This window comes from Bradyrhizobium sp. JR4.1, assembly GCF_040548605.1.
In the GTDB taxonomy this organism is placed as follows: domain Bacteria; phylum Pseudomonadota; class Alphaproteobacteria; order Rhizobiales; family Xanthobacteraceae; genus Bradyrhizobium; species Bradyrhizobium canariense.
In genome coordinates, this window is record NZ_JBEPRY010000006.1 from 153,337 (window position 1) to 169,401 (window position 16,065).

The window sequence follows — 16,065 nt, forward strand, 5'->3', positions numbered from 1 at the left end:
GATTGCCTCACAACACCCGATTGCTCTCCTTCACCTTCTCCGCATCCAGATACAAGTTCTCGCCCATCTCCTTGAACTTCGCGCTCATCTTGGCCATGCCGTCCTCGGCGGTCCCGCTCATCGACATGCCGACGCCGTTCGGATCGTTCAGCGTCGCCGCGTAGTCCCGCACGTCCTGGGTGATCTTCATCGAACAGAACTTCGGCCCGCACATCGAGCAGAAATGCGCGACCTTGTGGGCTTCCTTCGGCAGGGTCTCGTCGTGGAAGTTCTTGGCGGTCTCGGGGTCGAGGCCGAGGTTGAACTGGTCGCTCCAGCGGAAGTCGAAACGGGCGCGGGAGAGGGCGTCGTCGCGCAGCTGGGCGGCCGGGTGACCCTTGGCGAGATCGCTCGCGTGCGCGGCGATCTTGTAGGTGATGACGCCGACCTTGACGTCGTTGCGGTCGGGCAGGCCAAGATGCTCCTTCGGCGTGACGTAGCAGAGCATGGCGCAGCCGAACCAGCCGATCATGGCCGCACCGATGCCGGAGGTGACGTGGTCGTAGCCCGGCGCGATGTCGGTGGTCAGGGGCCCGAGGGTGTAGAACGGGGCTTCGCCGCACTCCTTGAGCTGCTTGTCCATGTTGATCTTGATCTTGTGCATCGGCACGTGGCCGGGGCCCTCGATCATGACCTGGCAGCCCTTGTCCCACGCGACCTTCGTGAGTTCTCCGAGCGTCTCCAGCTCGGCGAACTGCGCGCGGTCGTTGGCGTCGGCGATCGAGCCCGGACGCAGGCCGTCGCCGAGCGAGAACGAGACATCGTACTTGCGCATGAGATCGCAGATCTCGTCGAAATGGGTGTAGAGGAAGCTTTCCTTGTGATGCGCCAGGCACCACTTCGCCATGATGGAACCACCACGAGAAACAATGCCGGTGACGCGGTTGGCGGTGAGGTGGATGTATTGCAGGCGCACGCCGGCGTGGATGGTGAAATAGTCGACGCCCTGCTCGCACTGCTCGATCAGCGTATCCTTGTAGAGCTCCCAGGTCAGCTTGACCGGATCGCCGTCGCACTTCTCCAGTGCCTGATAAATCGGAACGGTGCCGATCGGCACCGGCGCGTTGCGCAGGATCCATTCACGGGTGGTGTGGATGTTGCGGCCCGTGGAGAGGTCCATCACGGTGTCGGCGCCCCAGCGGATCGCCCACACCATCTTCTCGACCTCTTCCTCGACGGATGACGTCACCGCCGAGTTGCCGATATTGGCGTTGATCTTGGTGAGAAAGTTGCGGCCGATGATCATCGGCTCGAGTTCACTGTGGTTGATGTTGCAGGGAATGATGGCGCGGCCGCGCGCGATCTCACTGCGGACGAACTCCGGGGTGATGAAGGCGGGCACTTCCGCGCCAAAACTTTCGCCGTCGGCAAGCGCTGCTTCCGCGCGCGCGAGCTGCTCCTTGCGGCCGAGATTTTCACGCGCGGCGACGTAGATCATCTCCTTGGTGATGATGCCGGCGCGGGCGAATTCGAGCTGGGTGATCTTGTGGCCGTCGAGGCCGCGCAGCGGCTGGTGATAGGCCGAGAAGGCGCGCGCGGCCTTGTCGGTGGAGACGCTGCCATTGTCCTCCGGCTTGATCTGCCGGCCCTGATATTCCTCGACGCCGCCGCGCTCCAGCACCCAGGCCTTGCGGCCGCGCGCAAGACCGGCGTTGACGTCGATGGTCACGCTCGAGTCGGTGTAGGGACCGGAGGTGTCGTACACCGGCAGGTTCGGCTCGCCGGCGCCCTCAGAGAGGATGATCTCGCGCAGGGGCACGCGCAGGTCAGGCGCGGCATCGGGCGAGGCGAAGATTTTTCGCGACGAGGGCAGCGGGCCGGTGGTGACGGCGGGAACGGTCTTGTCGGGGTTGGAGCGGATGTTCATGGGATCCTCCGGTTTAATTCTGTTGTGCGTGCGTTTGAGCGACGGCGGTGAATTCTTGCTCCGTCATTGCGAGCGCAGCGAAGCAATCCAGAATCTCTCTGCAGAGGCAGTCTGGATTGCTTCGTCGCAAGTGCTCCTCGCAATGACGGGTGGAGAGAGTGCGCATCACGCCGCCTCCGCGGACAGGCCGAGCCATTGCCGCACCCGCGCATCCGGGTCGGCATTCTGGGTGACGTCGCTGACGACGGCGATGGAATCCGCGCCGGCGGCAAAGATCTCCGCGGCGTGCTCGAACTTGATGCCGCCGATCGCGACCAGCGGGATATTGCCGATGCGCTTCTTCCACTCCGTGATCTTCGGAATGCCCTGCGGTTCGAAGCGCATCGATTTGAGCGTGGTGAAGAAGATCGGGCCCAGCGCGACATAATCGGGCTCGGCGGCGAGCGCCGTTTCAAGCTCGGCATCGTCGTGGGTTGAGACGCCGAGCGACAGGCCGGCCTCGCGGATCGCAGCGAGGTCAGCGTCGGCAAGGTCCTCCTGACCGAGATGCAGATATTTCGCGCCGGCGACGATCGCCGCGCGCCAATAGTCGTTCACGACCAACTTGGCTTGCGTGCCCGCGGTGATCGCCAGCGCATCGGTGACGATCTGCAGCGATTGCGAATCGTCGAGGTCTTTGGCGCGCAGCTGGATGGTGCCGACGCCGAGCCTGGTCAGGCGCTCGACCCAGGCGAGGCTGTCGACGACGGGATAAAAGCGATCAGGATACGGCATGCCAGAACGGTGTCCCAACGACAGGGGTGGAAGGGGAGGCGAAATCGCGGGCGTTCATCAGCCCGGCTTCGTAAGCGGTGCGGCCGGCCTCGATACCGAGGCGGAAGGCATTGGCCATGGCGACGGGATCGGCGGCTTTTGCGATTGCGGTGTTGAGCAGCACGGCGTCGTAGCCGAGCTCGAGCGCCTGCGCCGCATGCGAGGGCGCGCCGATGCCGGCGTCGACCACCAGCGTGATGTCAGGCAGCCGCTCGCGCATCAGCTTGAGCGCGTCGCGGTTGGTGATGCCTTTTGCGCTACCGATGGGCGCCGCCCAGGGCATCACCACCTTGCAGCCGGCGTCAACGAGACGGTTGGCAACCGAGAGATCCTCGGTGCAATAGGGGAACACCTCAAAGCCATCCTTGATCAGGAGGCTTGCGGCTTCCACGAGTCCGACCACATCGGGCTGCAGCGTGTCGTTGTCGGCGATGACTTCGAGCTTGATCCAGGATGTGCCAAACAATTCGCGCGCGAGCTTGGCCGTCGTCACCGCCTCGCGCACGCTGCGGCAGCCGGCGGTGTTCGGCAGCACTGTGACATCGAGCTCGCGGATCAGATTCCAGAACGCATCGCCGGTCTTGCCGCCGGCGGATTCGCGCCGCAGCGACACCGTGACGATGTTCGAGCCCGAGGCGCGGATCGCCGCCTGCATGATCGCAGGCGAGGGGTAGAGCGCGCTGCCGATCAGGAGGCGGGAGGGGAAGGTTTTGCCGTAGAAGGTCACCATGTGGTGTCTCTCCAAATGACACTGTCATCCCCGCCCAGTGCGCAAATGGCGCACGGGGGGCGGGGATCCAGTATTCCAGAGGCGGTGCGGCTAGAACCGAGACGCCGCGGCGTACTGGATCGCCCGGTCGAGCCGGGCGATGACAGCGGAATGTGTGGCGCGCGCCTAGGCGATAAATGGAGAGCCATCCTCACCCTCCCTGCCGCGGTGTGATGATCTCGATCTCGTCGCCGGCTTTCAGCGCGGTCTCGGCCCAGCGGCTCTTCGGCACGACGTCGTAGTTGAGCGCGATCGCGAAATGGTTGCCTTCGTAATCGAGCTCGCTGAGCAGCGCGTCCACGCTGGCCGAATTGATCTCGCGTTGCTCGCCGTTCACGATCACGCGCATTGCATCACCTCATTGTCGATCTGGCCGCGCTCGACAAAGCTAAGCGTCAGCTCGGCCAGAACAGGCGCGATCAGGAAGCCGTGGCGGTAGAGGCCGTTCACGCTGATCGTGTTGCCGCGGATGCCGATGCGCGGCAGATTGTCGGGGAAAGCAGGGCGCAGGCCGGAGCCGAATTCGACGATGCGGGCCTCGCCGAAGGCGGGGTGCACGGCATAGGCCGCGCCCAACAGCTCCAGCGCGGAACGCACGCTGACGCCGGTGTCTTCGGCCTCGATCGAGGTCGCGCCCAGCATGAACAGATTGTCCTCGCGCGGGATCACATAGAGCGGCCAGCGCGGATGAATCAGCCGCACCGGGCGCGCGAGCTGCACCTCGGCGGTCTCGATCAGGATCATCTCGCCCTTGACGCCGCGAAGCTCCGGCTGCTCGTCGCGCGCAGCAAGGCCGCGGCAGTCGATCACGAGGCCGTTAGGATCAAATTTTGCGAGTTCGGCCGCGGCGACGTCGCTGTCGAATTTGATGGTGCCGCCGGCGGCGCGGATGCGCTCGTGCAGTTTCGGCAGCACGCGGCGCGGCTCGACATGGCCCTCGGTCGGGAAGAACAGCGCGTCGCGGAAGCGGCCTTCGAGCGACGGCTCGAGCTCGGCAAGGCCGGCGGCATCGAGCCGGCGATGGCCCTCGGTCATCCGGGCAAAACGCTCGAAATCGTTGCGCTCGCGCGGGTGGGCGACGACCAGCGAGCCGTTGAAGGGCGTGTCGGGCAGCTCGCGCCGCCAGATGTCGAGCGAGCGCAGGCCGAGCCTGGAGATGATGGGTTCGGAAACCTCCGCCTCGCAATAGGGCGCGAGCATGCCGCCGGCCCAATGGCTGGTGGCGTCGGTCATGTCGGCGTCACCGCGCTCGTGCAAGGTGACGGCGTGGCCGGCCTGTGCGAACAGCAAGGCCTGCCAGGCGCCAGCAATGCCTGCGCCGATGATGGATACCGGGGAATCCGGTCGCTTGGTCGTCTGCAACATCCCTGTCCCTTCGCCGGCATGACCCGGATCAGGTTCAAAGGGTCACCGCGGTCCTGGGCGGATTTGCCCATTTAGCGGTATCTCAGCTCCTCCTCGGAGCACCCCTCGGAACGGCTCTAATGTATGCCAGTGACAGGCTGTGTCAACGCGTTTGGCGGGAACCGCACTTACCTGGGCGTCTGTGCCCGAGCGTTGCGAACGCGCTGGGCGAGCTTCCGGTGCGGCGCGGCGCCGAATATCGGCTGCGGATTGCCGTTCGGCTCGAGCCAAGGGGCGCTCATATTGGCCTCGTTCGTATTGGCGACTTGCACTGCCTCCTGCTGCTGCCGCTTTGCGGCGTAGTAATAGCCGCCGGCGAAATAACGAACGGCCCGGGCGTGGTCGCCATTTGCCGCGTGATAGGCGCCGGCGAGATATTTCACGGCATAGGTGAGGTTGGTGTTGGGATCGCGCAGGCCGGCGGCGTCGCCGGTGTAGCCGACCCCGCGGGCGGTCGCGAGCTTGATCTGCATCAGCCCGATGGTGCCGCCATGGCCGACCAGGCCGGGCTGATAGCGGCTTTCGCGCATGATGACCCGATGCACCAGCGCCTCCGGCACGCCGTTGGCGCGCGCGTGGGCCGCGACCATCTCGGCGTACTCCGCTTGGCCCGCGAATGCGGCCTGTGGCAACGTCAGTCCGGCCGCGAGCAGCGCGGCGATACGTAAAATTTTCATCAGATATCCCGGAGGTCCCTGAGACTGATTGAAGGCCTGCGCCCGGCTGCCGTTTAGGCCTCCCGAACGCGGCAATGATGTGACCAAACGCCGCCGTTAATTTTTTCGCGGTGCCGAGCCGCTGTGACGACTCAATGCTGGCGTCAGAGTTTCCTCAGGCGGACAACTCGCGACAGCAGGCCTGTCTATTCGCATGGGCGCACGAAAGCGAGTATGTCACGGCCAGCGAATCGGGAGAGGTGCCATGACAAAATCAACCATGGTCAAAGCCCACAGCGGCGACATGTCAGAACACGATTTGCCCAGAAACAATCCCTGTGCCCAATGCGGCACGCTGATCCCGACGCCCGACTGGGTCGAGCCGGGCGAGGGGCGCGTCTCCTATCTCTGGACTTGCCAGGCCTGCAATTATCGCTTCGAGGCGATTGCGATCTTCGACGAGGCTGCCCTCGAGCACCCGCCGCTCGCGGCCTGAACTTAGGCCGCAAGCCGCGGCTGTTGCCATACCGGCAATTGCATCCGCACGATCAGCCCATGCGGCTCGCGGTCGTGCAGCGACAGCTCGCCGCCATGGGCGAGGGCGATCGCGCGCGCGATCGACAGACCGAGGCCGAAGCCGGTGGACTCGTCCATGGTGCGGGCGTCGTCGCCGCGCACGAACGGCTCCAGCATTTCCTGCTTGCGCGCATCCGAAATGCCGGGACCGTCGTCCTCGACGTCGATGACGAGCCTGGCGGCCGAGATGTCGAGCCGGATCGTCACCTCGGCGCCGAAGCGCACTGCGTTCTCGACGAGGTTGGTGACGCCGCGATGCAGATCGTCGGGCCGCGCCACGGCGGTCGCGGATTGCGGGCCGGCATAGTGCACGACATGACCCATGTCGCCGAACTGGTCGGCGATGAGCTGCAGCGCGCTCGCGATGTCGACCAGCGTCACTGCCTCGATCTGGCGGTCGTTGCGCAATAGCGACAAAACGGATTCCAGCATCGATCGCATCTGGTCGAGATCGATCAGCATGCGCTTGCGGTTGCCTTCGTCCTCGACGAACTCGGCGCGCAGGCGCAGCCGCGTGATGGGTGTGCGCAGATCGTGGCTGATCGCGGCAAGCATCCGCGTGCGGTCCGACATCAGTCGCGCGATCCGCTCGTGCATGCGGTTGAGCGCGCGCGCGACCGAGCGGATCTCTTCCGGGCCGCGCTCGGGAAGTGGATCCGCCCCGCCGTCCAGGCTGAAATTCTCGGCAGCCCTGGCAAAGGACGACAGCGGCGCCGCCAGCGCGCGCGCCGCCCACAGGCCGAGCACGGTGACGCAGATGAAGGTGGTCATCAGCGCCATCAGCCACGGTGCGCCCCAGAACCACGGCCGCGGGCCGCCACGGACCTGGCCGGCGATCACAGTGCCGTCGGGCAGCTGTACGCCGATGCGGTGCTCGCCGGCTTGGGGGGCGAGCTGCACCACCTTGTAGCCGCGGCCGAGATGGCGGCGGATCCCGTGCAAATGTTGGCTTTCGCTGTCGTCGACGACGTTCGCGGTGCCGGGCGCGAACGTCTCGATGTTGAGCTTCGGGAAGGCGCGCGCGAGATCTGCGATGAGGCGCGGCCGCTCGGCCTGCTCAGCCGAGCCGAGCAGCACCGCGGCGTCCGCCAATTGAGGCGCGCCGTCCGGCGCCGTGTCCGGGCGGTCCGGCCGGCCGATCAGGAAGGCGGCGGTGACGACGAGATGCAGCGCGACGGTGGAAGCCAGCACCAGCGCGGCGATCTGCCCGCCGATACCCCTGAGGTGGAAGAACCCGAACGGCTTCATCGTCGGCGTTCCCTCAGCTGCTCAGGGACGCCGCGACCGCTTCAGTCCTGACCGCTTCAGTTCTTGGCGTGAACAGATAGCCGCCGGAGCGCACCGTCTTGATCATGGTCGGATCGGCCGGATTGGGCTCGATCTTGCGGCGGATGCGGCTGACCAGCACGTCGATCGAGCGCTCGAACGAGCCTGTGCTGCGCCCCTGCGTGAGGTCGAGCAGGCTGTCGCGCGAGAGCACGCGGCCGGGACGCTCGCAGAACGTCCGCAGCAGGTCGAACTCGGCGCTGGTCACCGCGACGCGCGCGCCGTCGGGATTGCGCAGCTCGCGCAGGCGCAAATCGATGCGCCAGCTTTCGAAGGCGAGCGTGCTGGCGCCCTCGATCGAGCTCGCCGCCTGCGCGGCCGCCTGGCGGCGCAGCACCGCGTTGATGCGGGCGAGCAGCTCGCGCGGGTTGAACGGTTTCGGCAGATAGTCGTCCGCGCCCATTTCGAGGCCGACGATGCGGTCGACGTCCTCGCCGCGTGCGGTCAGCATGATGATCGGCGTCTGTCCTTCCGCGCGCAGCTTGCGGCACAGGCTGAGGCCGTCCTCGCCGGGCAGCATGACGTCGAGGATGATGAGGTCGACGCGATGATCGGCCATCGCGCGCGACATCTCGCGGCCGTCGCTCACGGCGGTGACGTTGCAGGCGTTGTTGCGGAGGTATTTCGCAATCAACGTCCGGGTTTCACGGTCGTCTTCGACGACAAGGATGTTGGGATTGGGAAGGGCCATGCGCTTTGTTTGTCCAAGATTCGGGCCAAATGGCGAAGAGATTTGTTTCAGATTGTTTCCATGGCCCATGCCGCAACAGCAGGACATCACCGGGCAGGGAAGCGGCAAGGTCTCGTTAAGCGCGCTAACCATACCGTGGCTTGGTCGGCCACGAAACCCTGCAGAACTCACAGAGCCATCATGACCTCGATTTCGGCGGCCTCCGCCGGTCACCACCAGTCGCCGTTGCAGAGGCTGCAGCAGCAATTGCAATCGGACGTGTCCGCCGGCACGGTCTCGTCGTCGGACCAGTCGGCGCTTTCGACGGCGCTGACCGACATCGACACGGCGCTTCAGCAGGGCCGGTCGAGCGATCAGTCGAGCGGCGCGCGTCCCTCCAAGGATGACATCGACTCGAAGATCGACGACCTCATCTCCAACGAGGTGTCGAACGGGACGCTGACGTCAGACCAGGCCGACGAGCTGAAGAACGTATTCCAATCCGCCTTCGCCAATGGCGCCGGCGGTCCCGGTGGTGCGGGCGGTCCCGGGGGTGCGGGCGGCCCCCCGCCAGGTCCGCCGCCGGACGACAGCTCGTCGGATTCGTCGTCAACGGACGCGACCAGCAGCACGTCAACCGCCTCCACCACGGCCGAGATCCTTCAGCAGTTTCTCCAGGCGCTGCAGCAGTCGCAATCGTCGTCGTCGTCTTACGGCGCCAACGGCAGCTCATCAGGCGGCTCGGACTTCGCCGCGCTTCTGATCGACTACAGGAGCTGATCTGCGTGACGCAGATCGGCGCGTTCCTCGCTGCGGTCTTGCTTCACCCAGGGCGCACGATCGTCCGCGAGGAACAGTGCGCTGCAAAATGTTCCTGAGTGACTTAGGAACAATCGCACGCGGCTCCAATCCTCGCGCAGCACGCGACGAAATTGCAGCACGCGCGGAACTGGGACTGATCCGAGCTGTTTTCTCCGCACGAGTTTTCTGCTGAAGGAGAGGACAATATGTTGATGAAATCGATCGCGGCCGGTCTCGCCGGTACCGCACTGCTCGCAACCGTTGCGTTCGCGCAAAATCCGACCGCCACCACCGACAAGGCGCCGGCTGCCGCCGCCTCGACGACGACCACGACCGCGTCGGGACAGTGGCGTACGTCCAAGATGAACGGCATCAAGGTCTATAACGACGCCAACGAGAACATCGGCTCGATCAACGATCTGCTGATGGACAAGAGCGGCAACATCAAGATCGCCGTGATCGGCGTCGGCGGCTTCCTCGGCCTGGGCGAGCATCTGGTCGCGGTGCCCTATGAGAAGCTGAAATTCGTCAACGAGGCCGTTGCCTACACCGGCGCTGCCGGGAACAACCCGAACAGCGCGGCCAACCGGCCCGCGGCGACCACCACGACGGGTGCCGCGACCGGCACCGACAACAAGCCCGCGACGACGGCCACGTCCTCGTCGAAATGGTATCCGGACCACGCCGTGTTCAATGCGAGCAAGGACGAGCTGAAGAACATGCCCGAGTTCAAATACTCGGAGTAACGCGGTTCTGAACGGCTAAACGAAGCGCGCCCGGTTTTTGCCGGGCGCGCTGTCGTGCGTTTTTTCGTCTGCCGTCGTTGCGAGGAGCTCTTGCGACGAAGCAATCCAGGCTGTCACCGCGGATGCATTTCTGGATTGCTTCGCTTCGCGCGCAATGACGGAGAATATCCCTAATTTCCCTTCACCAGGGGGCAGCCGCCTTTGTCGAGCGGGCGGAAGGCCTCGTCGCCGGGCACGGTAGCGATCAGCTTGTAGAGGTCCCACTCGCCCTTGGATTCCTCGGGCTTCTTGACCTCGAACAGATACATATCGTGGACCATGCGGCCGTCGATGCGGATCTTGCCGTTCTTGGCGAAGAAGTCGTTGACCGGCGTTTTGCGCATCTGCTCCATCACCTTCGGTGCCTCGTCCGACTTGATGGCGTCGATCGCCTTCAAATAATGCATGGTCGCCGAATAGAGCCCCGCCTGGATCATGGTCGGCATGTGGCCGACCTTCTCGTTGAAGCGCTTGGAGAAGGCGCGCGTCTCCTCGTTGGTGTCCCAGTAGAACGCGTCGGTGATGATCAGGCCTTGCGTCGACTTGATGCCGAGCGAATGAACGTCGGTGATCTCCATGAGCAACGCGATCATCTTTTGGCCGCCCTGCGTCAGGCCGAATTCGGCCGCCTGTTTCAGGGCGTTAGTGGTGTCGCCGCCGGCATTGGCCAACGCGACCACCTTCGCCTTTGAGGCCTGGGCCTGGAGCAGGAACGAGGAGAAGTCCGACGAGTTGAGCGGATGGCGGACTTCGCCGAGCACCTTGCCGCCGCTCTCCTTGACGACGTTGGCGGCGTCGCGTTGCAGCGCCATGCCGAAGGCGTAGTCGGCGGTGACGAAGAACCAGCTGTCCTCCCCGCGCTTGACCATCGCCTTGCCGGCGACGTTCGACAGCGCATAAGTGTCGTAGGTCCAGTGCACCGTGTTGGGCGAGCAGGCGACGCCCGTGATATCGGATGAGCCGCCGCCGGAATTGATGTGGATCTTGTTCTTCTCGCGCGTCAGCGCCGAGATCGGCAGCGCCACCGACGAGGTCGGCACGTCGAAGATCGCGTCGACCTTGTCGTTGTCGTACCAGTTGCGCGCGATGTTGACGCCGACATCGGGCTTGTTCTGGTGATCGGCGGAGACCACTGCGACAGGCTTGCCCGCGACCTTGGCGCCGTAATCGGCGACCGCCATCTCCACTGCGGCAAGCGAACCCTTGCCGGTTGCGTCCGCATAGAGGCTCGACATATCCGTGAGCACGCCGATCTTGACGACGTCGTCGGAAATCTGCGCCTGCGCGGCGCCTGACGTGGCGGCGAGCGCGAGACCGGCCGCGATCGCGACGATGAGTTTTTGCATTTGTTTTTCTCCCTTGCGTTGTTGTTTGGGCGTTGTTGCGGGCACGTTCTAGCGACAAACGGACGCGGGAGCAAAGCCCGGGATGCGAGATGAGGGTTGAGAAATAAGCAGGGCGCGGCGGTGTTTTTGCCCTCTCGCCTTGTGGGCGAGGGTAGCTCGCCGCGCTAGCGGCGAGACGGGTGAGGGGTTCTCTCCGCGAGTCTCACTGTAATCGAAGGTGCGGAGAGAGACCCCTCATCCGGTGCTTCGCGCCACCTTCTCCCACAAGGGGAGAAGGAGAAGACACCGCGCGCTCACGCGCCGCCCTTGAGCCGTTCGTTGCGTCGGCGCAAGCCTTCCAGCGTGGCGAGCAGGATGACCGAGACCGTTGTCAAGATCACCGCCGCTGCCGTGATGGTCGGGCTGATGTTCTCGCGGATTCCGCTGAACATCTCGCGCGGCAGGGTGCGCTGTTCCGGACCTGCCATGAACAGCACGATCACCACCTCATCGAAGCTGGTCGCGAAGGCGAACAGGGCCCCCGATGCCACGCCGGGCAGGATCAGCGGCAGGATCACGCGGCGGAACGCCTCAAGCGGCGAGGCGCCGAGCGAGGCGGCGGCGCGGGCCAGATTGGTGTCGAAGCTTTGCAGCGTCGCGCCGACCGTGATCACGACGAAGGGCGTCGCCAACGCGGTGTGGGCCAGGATCAAGCCGAGATAACTGCCGGTCAGTCCGATCGGCGCGAAGAAGAAATAGAGACCAACCGCGGTGATGACTCCGGGCACGACGACCGGCGACAGCACGAAGGCCAGCACGAGCGGCTTGAACCGGCTCTTCCACTGCGCCAGCCCCAGCGCGGCCAGCGTGCCGAGCACCATCGACAGCAGGGTCGAGGCCACACCGATGATCATGCTGTTCTTCAGCGAATTCATCCAGCGCGGCGAATTGATGAAGTCGTCGTACCAGCGCAGGGAGAGGCCCGGCAGCGGATAGGTGAGGTACGAGCCCGAGCTGAAGGACAGCGGCATGATCGTAAGGATCGGCGCGATCAGGAAGATGAACACCAGCGTGGAGATAACGATGGTCGCGGTCCACGCGATACGCTGGCTCGGCGTGCGGATGGAGGAATTGTCGCTCAATTCTTCATCCCTCCCGTCACCTGCTGTCCCTGCACCAGCTTTCCGTAGACGAGTGCGAGCAGAATAGTGGCGAGCAGCAGCACCGCACCCAGTGCCGAAGCAAGACCCCAATTGGCCGTCTCGGTCGTGTAGAGCGCGATGAAGTAGCTGATCATTTGATCGGCGGCGCCCCCGACGAGGGCCGGGGTGATGTAATAGCCGAGCGCCAGGATGAAGACGAGCAGGCTTCCCGCGCCGATGCCGGGCAGCGTCTGAGGCAGGTAGATCCGCAGAAAGGCGGTGAGCGGCGGCGCGCCGAGCGAGGCGGCGGCGCGCATGTAAGCAGGCGAGATCGCCTTCATGCTGCTGTACAGCGGCAGGATCATGAACGGCAGCAGGACGTGGGTCATGGCCACGCAGACACCGAAGCGGTTGTAGATCAGGCGCAACGGCGCGTCGATGATGCCAAGCCAGAGCAGGCTGTCGTTCACGACGCCTTTGCTCTGCAGCAGCACGATCCAGGCGCAGGTGCGGACCAGCAGAGACGTCCAGAACGGCAGCAGGACGAAGATCATCAGCAGGTTCGACCGGCCGGGCGGCAGCGCCGCCAGCAAGTAAGCGACCGGGAAGCCGAGGATCAGGCACAGCACCGTGACACTGAGGCTGATGAGAAAGGTGCGGACGAAAACGTCGCGGTAGATGGCCTGATCCGGCGGGGCTGCGACGATCGTGCCGTCCGCGTTCCGCGTCAGATCGAGCGCCGACAAAAGATAGAAGCCGGTCATGGGACCACTGGCGTCCTTGATCGTGGTCCAGGTGGCGCGTTCGCGCCAGGCCGGGTTGATCTTGCCCAGCGTCTCCCTCGCCGTGCCGGGGTCGGGCACGGTCTTCAGATTGCGTGCGGTGCTGGTCAGGATCGTACGGAACCCGTTCAGCGCGTAATTGAGCCGCTTGGCCGCAATCGCAATGGTGCCGGAAGCGCGCGCCGCCATGATGTCGCCTGCCAGCGCCGCGTAGGCCTTTTCGTCCGGCAGATCCCTGCCGTCCCAACTGGCGAGAGCCGCGATGGTCTGAGGCAGAACCAGACGCACCTCCCGGTCATCGACGGCACGCCACAGCATGCCGGCGATGGGCCCAGCGAAGGTGAAGAGCAGGAAGACGAGAAGCGGCAGAATGAGTGCCAGCGCCTTGGTCTGGCGCGCGCGCTCCGCCTGCTTCAGCCGGCGCTTGAGCGGCACCTTGGCCAACGCGTCGGCGCCGATTGAGGAGGCTGCCGTCATCGGGAGCCCCATTGTGACTGGACATCTCTCGTCATTTTGGCTGTGGCAATCGCGTGCGGCCTTTCGGAGCGATCTGAGCAAGCGCCTCGTCCCTCGAGACGACCGCGGAGCCTGTCATCGGGCCGCGCTTTGCGCGGACCCGGTGGCGGTCTCCTCAGGATGAGGCTCTCCGAAGTCGCTGCCGCGCACGTCCTCATCCTGAGGAGCCCGCCTAAGGCGGGCGTCTCGAAGGATGGCCGCGACGAAACTGCTGTCAATGCGCGCCGCACGCCGGTTCGGCCGCGCGCTATTTCGCTGCCCATTTGTTGAAGCGCTCGGTCAGGCGGTCGATGTTCTCGAGCCAGAAGGCAACGTTGATTTCGACCGCGTTCTTGATGTTGTCAGGTGCTGTCGGCAAATCCTTCAGAACGGCAGGCGCGAGCAGAGCGGCTGCGTCCTTGTTCGAGGTGCCATAAGCAATGTTCTCCGACAGTTTCGACTGGTTCTCCGCCTTGCCGACGAAGTCCAGGAACTTGTAGGCCGCGTCCTTGTTCGGGCTGCCTTTCAGGATCACCCAGGAGTCGATGGTGAAGAGGGCTCCGTCCCACACCATGCCGAAATTCTTCTTCTCGTTCTTGTTCGCGGTGTCGATGCGGCCATTGTAGACCGAGGTCATCGCCACCTCGCCGGAGGCGAGCAATTGCGGCGGCTGGGCGCCGGCCTTCCACCAGACGATGTCGCCCTTGATGGTGTCCAGCTTCTTGAAGGCGCGCTCGACGCCCTCGTCGGTCGCCAGCACCTTGTAGACGTCCTTTGGCGCGACGCCGTCGGCCATGAGGGCGATCTCGAGCGTGGTCTTCGGGCCCTGACGCAAGGCGCGCTTGCCCGGAATCTTTTTGGTGTCGAAGAAGTCGGTCCAGCCTTTGGGAGCCTCCTTCAGCTTGTCCTTGTCGTAGCCGAGAACGAAATCGTAGAGGATGGCACCGACGCCGCAAGCGTTGACTGACGGTGGGATATAGGCGGCCTCGCCGCCGATCTTCGAATAGTCGAGCTTTTCGAACAGGCCTTCCTCGCAGCCAACCGCCAGTTCGTCGCTCTCGACCTGCACGACGTCCCAGGTGGCGGCACCACCCTGCACCTTGGCGCGCAACACGCCGACCCCGCCGTCCCAGGACTCGTCGTTCATCGCAACACCGGTCGCTTTCTTGAACGGCTCGAAATAGACCTTCTTCTGGGCATCCTGATACGCGCCGCCCCACGACACGACGGTGAGGTCACGCGCCTGCGCGACCGTGGCCAGCGCCGCGCTGGCGGCGAATGCCGCGGCGAACCCCAGTACAATCTTGCGCTTCAGCATGGTCTTTGTTCCTTCTTCTTCACGTGACTTGCGTTGAGCTTGGTCGATGTAGGTCCGCCCGCGTTGGAGCGTTGCTGCATGGTTGGATCAGACGGGATCGAGGGCGAGGCAGTCCTCCGGGCGGAAGGTGATGAACACGTCATCGCCAGGTCTCAGGCTGCCAGCTGTAAGGCTGCCAGCTCTCAGGCTGTCATGCGTCCCCGGCTGAAGCTTGACCATAAACTCCCTGTTGTCGGCGACGTCGAGCACCGCCAGCGCGTGGTCGCCGAGATAGATGGTGTTCTGCACCTTGGCCGGCAGTCGGTTCGGTTCGTCGCTGGAGGTGCCATTCGGGATAATAGCGATCCGCTCCGGCCGCACCGACAGCGAGGTCGATGCGCCCGCGCCTGATACGTTGACCGCTCGTGCGGTCACGGCGCCGCCGCCAGCCAGCGCAACGCGGCAATAATCTTTCTCGACCGTCTCGACGGTGCCGGCCAGCACATTGTTCTCGCCGATGAAATGGGCGACGAAGCTGTTCACCGGATGCTCATACAGCCTGTCGGGCTTGTCGATCTGCTGCACGATGCCGTCGTTGAATACGGCGATGCGGTCCGACATGGTGAGCGCTTCACTTTGATCGTGGGTGACGTAGACGACGGTGATGCCCATCGTCTCGTGCAGTTGCTTGATCTCCAGTTGCATCTGCTCCCGCAGGCGCTTGTCCAGGGCGCCCAGGGGTTCGTCCATCAGCACGAGTTGCGGATTGAAAACCAGGGCGCGGGCCAGCGCCACGCGCTGCTGCTGACCGCCGGACAGCTGCCCGGGCCGGCGCTGTGCCAGGTTTTCCATCTTGATCATGCGCAATGCCGCTTTGACACGATCCTGCGCTTCGGCCTTGTTCGTGCTGCGGACGGATAGCGGGAAGGCGATATTCTCCGCAATCGTCAGGTGCGGAAACAAGGCGTAGTTCTGGAACACCATGCCGATGTCGCGCTTGTGCGGCGGCACATTCTTGATCGGCCGGTCCGCGAGGTAGATCTCGCCATGGGTCGGAACCTCGAAACCCGCCAGCATCATCAGGGTGGTCGTCTTGCCCGAGCCCGACGGACCGAGCAGGGTGACGAACTCGCCCTTCCTGATGTCGAGATCGAGGTTCTTCACCACGAGGTGCTCGCCATCGTAGGTCTTCTGAATGCCGGAAAAGCGCACCAGTGCCGGCGCAGGCGTGACCATGCCGGCTTCCATGTCGTCCTCGCGTTATCAGCCACAGTGCTGTCGGCACCTCGTCCGAGTGTGCGAGGAACAGCTTAGCATC

The 16,065-nt window shown here is 64.5% G+C and carries 16 protein-coding genes and 1 riboswitch; of the genes, 3 read left to right on the forward strand and 13 right to left on the reverse strand.

What is annotated here, in order from left to right; genetic code table 11:
- Positions 1-7: 7 nt before the first annotated feature.
- The 6 genes from thiC to ABIB90_RS15910 form a co-directional block, all read right to left on the reverse strand.
- Positions 8-1,906 (reverse strand): phosphomethylpyrimidine synthase ThiC, encoded by a 1,899-nt coding sequence (thiC, locus tag ABIB90_RS15885; RefSeq protein WP_354201089.1) that lies wholly within the window; start codon positions 1,904-1,906, stop codon positions 8-10.
- Positions 1,907-2,071: 165 nt separating this feature from the next.
- Positions 2,072-2,680 (reverse strand): thiamine phosphate synthase, encoded by a 609-nt coding sequence (locus ABIB90_RS15890; RefSeq protein ID WP_354201090.1) that lies wholly within the window; start codon positions 2,678-2,680, stop codon positions 2,072-2,074.
- Positions 2,667-3,449 (reverse strand): thiazole synthase, encoded by a 783-nt coding sequence (locus ABIB90_RS15895; RefSeq protein ID WP_354201091.1) that lies wholly within the window; start codon positions 3,447-3,449, stop codon positions 2,667-2,669. The genes ABIB90_RS15890 and ABIB90_RS15895 overlap by 14 nt, the downstream gene beginning before the upstream one ends.
- A 190-nt stretch (positions 3,450-3,639) precedes the next feature.
- Complete coding sequence (gene thiS / locus ABIB90_RS15900) at positions 3,640-3,837, reverse strand: sulfur carrier protein ThiS (protein WP_354201093.1); 198 nt, start codon at positions 3,835-3,837, stop codon at positions 3,640-3,642.
- Positions 3,828-4,853: an FAD-dependent oxidoreductase gene (locus ABIB90_RS15905; protein ID WP_354201094.1), complete on the reverse strand. Its 1,026-nt coding sequence runs from the start codon at positions 4,851-4,853 to the stop codon at positions 3,828-3,830. The genes thiS and ABIB90_RS15905 overlap by 10 nt, the downstream gene beginning before the upstream one ends.
- Positions 4,841-4,969, reverse strand: a riboswitch (TPP riboswitch). It overlaps the preceding gene by 13 nt.
- Positions 4,970-5,020: 51 nt before the next feature.
- Positions 5,021-5,569: a transglycosylase SLT domain-containing protein gene (locus ABIB90_RS15910; RefSeq protein ID WP_354201095.1), complete on the reverse strand. Its 549-nt coding sequence runs from the start codon at positions 5,567-5,569 to the stop codon at positions 5,021-5,023.
- Positions 5,570-5,813: 244 nt separating this feature from the next.
- Between ABIB90_RS15910 and ABIB90_RS15915 the strand changes: the two genes are divergently transcribed.
- On the forward strand, positions 5,814-6,044 hold the full coding sequence (locus ABIB90_RS15915) for a hypothetical protein (RefSeq protein ID WP_007600778.1): 231 nt from the start codon (positions 5,814-5,816) through the stop codon (positions 6,042-6,044).
- A gap of 2 nt (positions 6,045-6,046) precedes the next feature.
- On the opposite strand, the gene ABIB90_RS15920 is transcribed toward ABIB90_RS15915, so the two are convergent.
- Positions 6,047-7,372 (reverse strand): ATP-binding protein, encoded by a 1,326-nt coding sequence (locus ABIB90_RS15920; RefSeq protein ID WP_354201096.1) that lies wholly within the window; start codon positions 7,370-7,372, stop codon positions 6,047-6,049.
- Between the two features lie 13 nt (positions 7,373-7,385).
- The gene (locus ABIB90_RS15925) at positions 7,386-8,141 is read right to left on the reverse strand and encodes a response regulator (protein ID WP_007600780.1); all 756 of its coding nucleotides are present in this window, start codon (positions 8,139-8,141) and stop codon (positions 7,386-7,388) included.
- Positions 8,142-8,321: 180 nt separating this feature from the next.
- On the opposite strand from ABIB90_RS15925, the gene ABIB90_RS15930 reads away from it, so the two are divergent.
- Together ABIB90_RS15930 and ABIB90_RS15935 are read left to right on the forward strand one after the other, a co-directional pair.
- The gene (locus tag ABIB90_RS15930; RefSeq protein ID WP_007600781.1) at positions 8,322-8,900 is read left to right on the forward strand and encodes a hypothetical protein; all 579 of its coding nucleotides are present in this window, start codon (positions 8,322-8,324) and stop codon (positions 8,898-8,900) included.
- A 227-nt stretch (positions 8,901-9,127) separates the two neighbouring features.
- Positions 9,128-9,667 (forward strand): PRC-barrel domain-containing protein, encoded by a 540-nt coding sequence (locus ABIB90_RS15935; RefSeq protein ID WP_007600783.1) that lies wholly within the window; start codon positions 9,128-9,130, stop codon positions 9,665-9,667.
- A gap of 170 nt (positions 9,668-9,837) precedes the next feature.
- Here the strand turns inward: ABIB90_RS15935 and ABIB90_RS15940 are convergent, their stop codons facing one another.
- From ABIB90_RS15940 to ABIB90_RS15960, 5 genes are all read right to left on the reverse strand, one after another.
- The gene (locus ABIB90_RS15940; RefSeq protein WP_354201097.1) at positions 9,838-11,052 is read right to left on the reverse strand and encodes an ABC transporter substrate-binding protein; all 1,215 of its coding nucleotides are present in this window, start codon (positions 11,050-11,052) and stop codon (positions 9,838-9,840) included.
- Positions 11,053-11,345: 293 nt separating this feature from the next.
- The gene (locus tag ABIB90_RS15945; RefSeq protein ID WP_354201098.1) at positions 11,346-12,173 is read right to left on the reverse strand and encodes an ABC transporter permease; all 828 of its coding nucleotides are present in this window, start codon (positions 12,171-12,173) and stop codon (positions 11,346-11,348) included.
- Positions 12,170-13,432, reverse strand: a complete 1,263-nt coding sequence (locus tag ABIB90_RS15950) for an ABC transporter permease (protein WP_354170882.1) — start codon at positions 13,430-13,432, stop codon at positions 12,170-12,172. The genes ABIB90_RS15945 and ABIB90_RS15950 overlap by 4 nt, the downstream gene beginning before the upstream one ends.
- Before the next feature lie 286 nt (positions 13,433-13,718).
- Positions 13,719-14,768 carry an ABC transporter substrate-binding protein gene (locus tag ABIB90_RS15955; protein WP_354201099.1) on the reverse strand — a complete coding sequence of 350 codons (1,050 nt, stop codon included), beginning with the start codon at positions 14,766-14,768 and terminating at the stop codon, positions 13,719-13,721.
- A gap of 87 nt (positions 14,769-14,855) precedes the next feature.
- Positions 14,856-15,995, reverse strand: coding sequence for an ABC transporter ATP-binding protein (locus tag ABIB90_RS15960; protein ID WP_007600793.1), 1,140 nt, complete (start codon positions 15,993-15,995; stop codon positions 14,856-14,858).
- Positions 15,996-16,065: the final 70 nt, after the last annotated feature.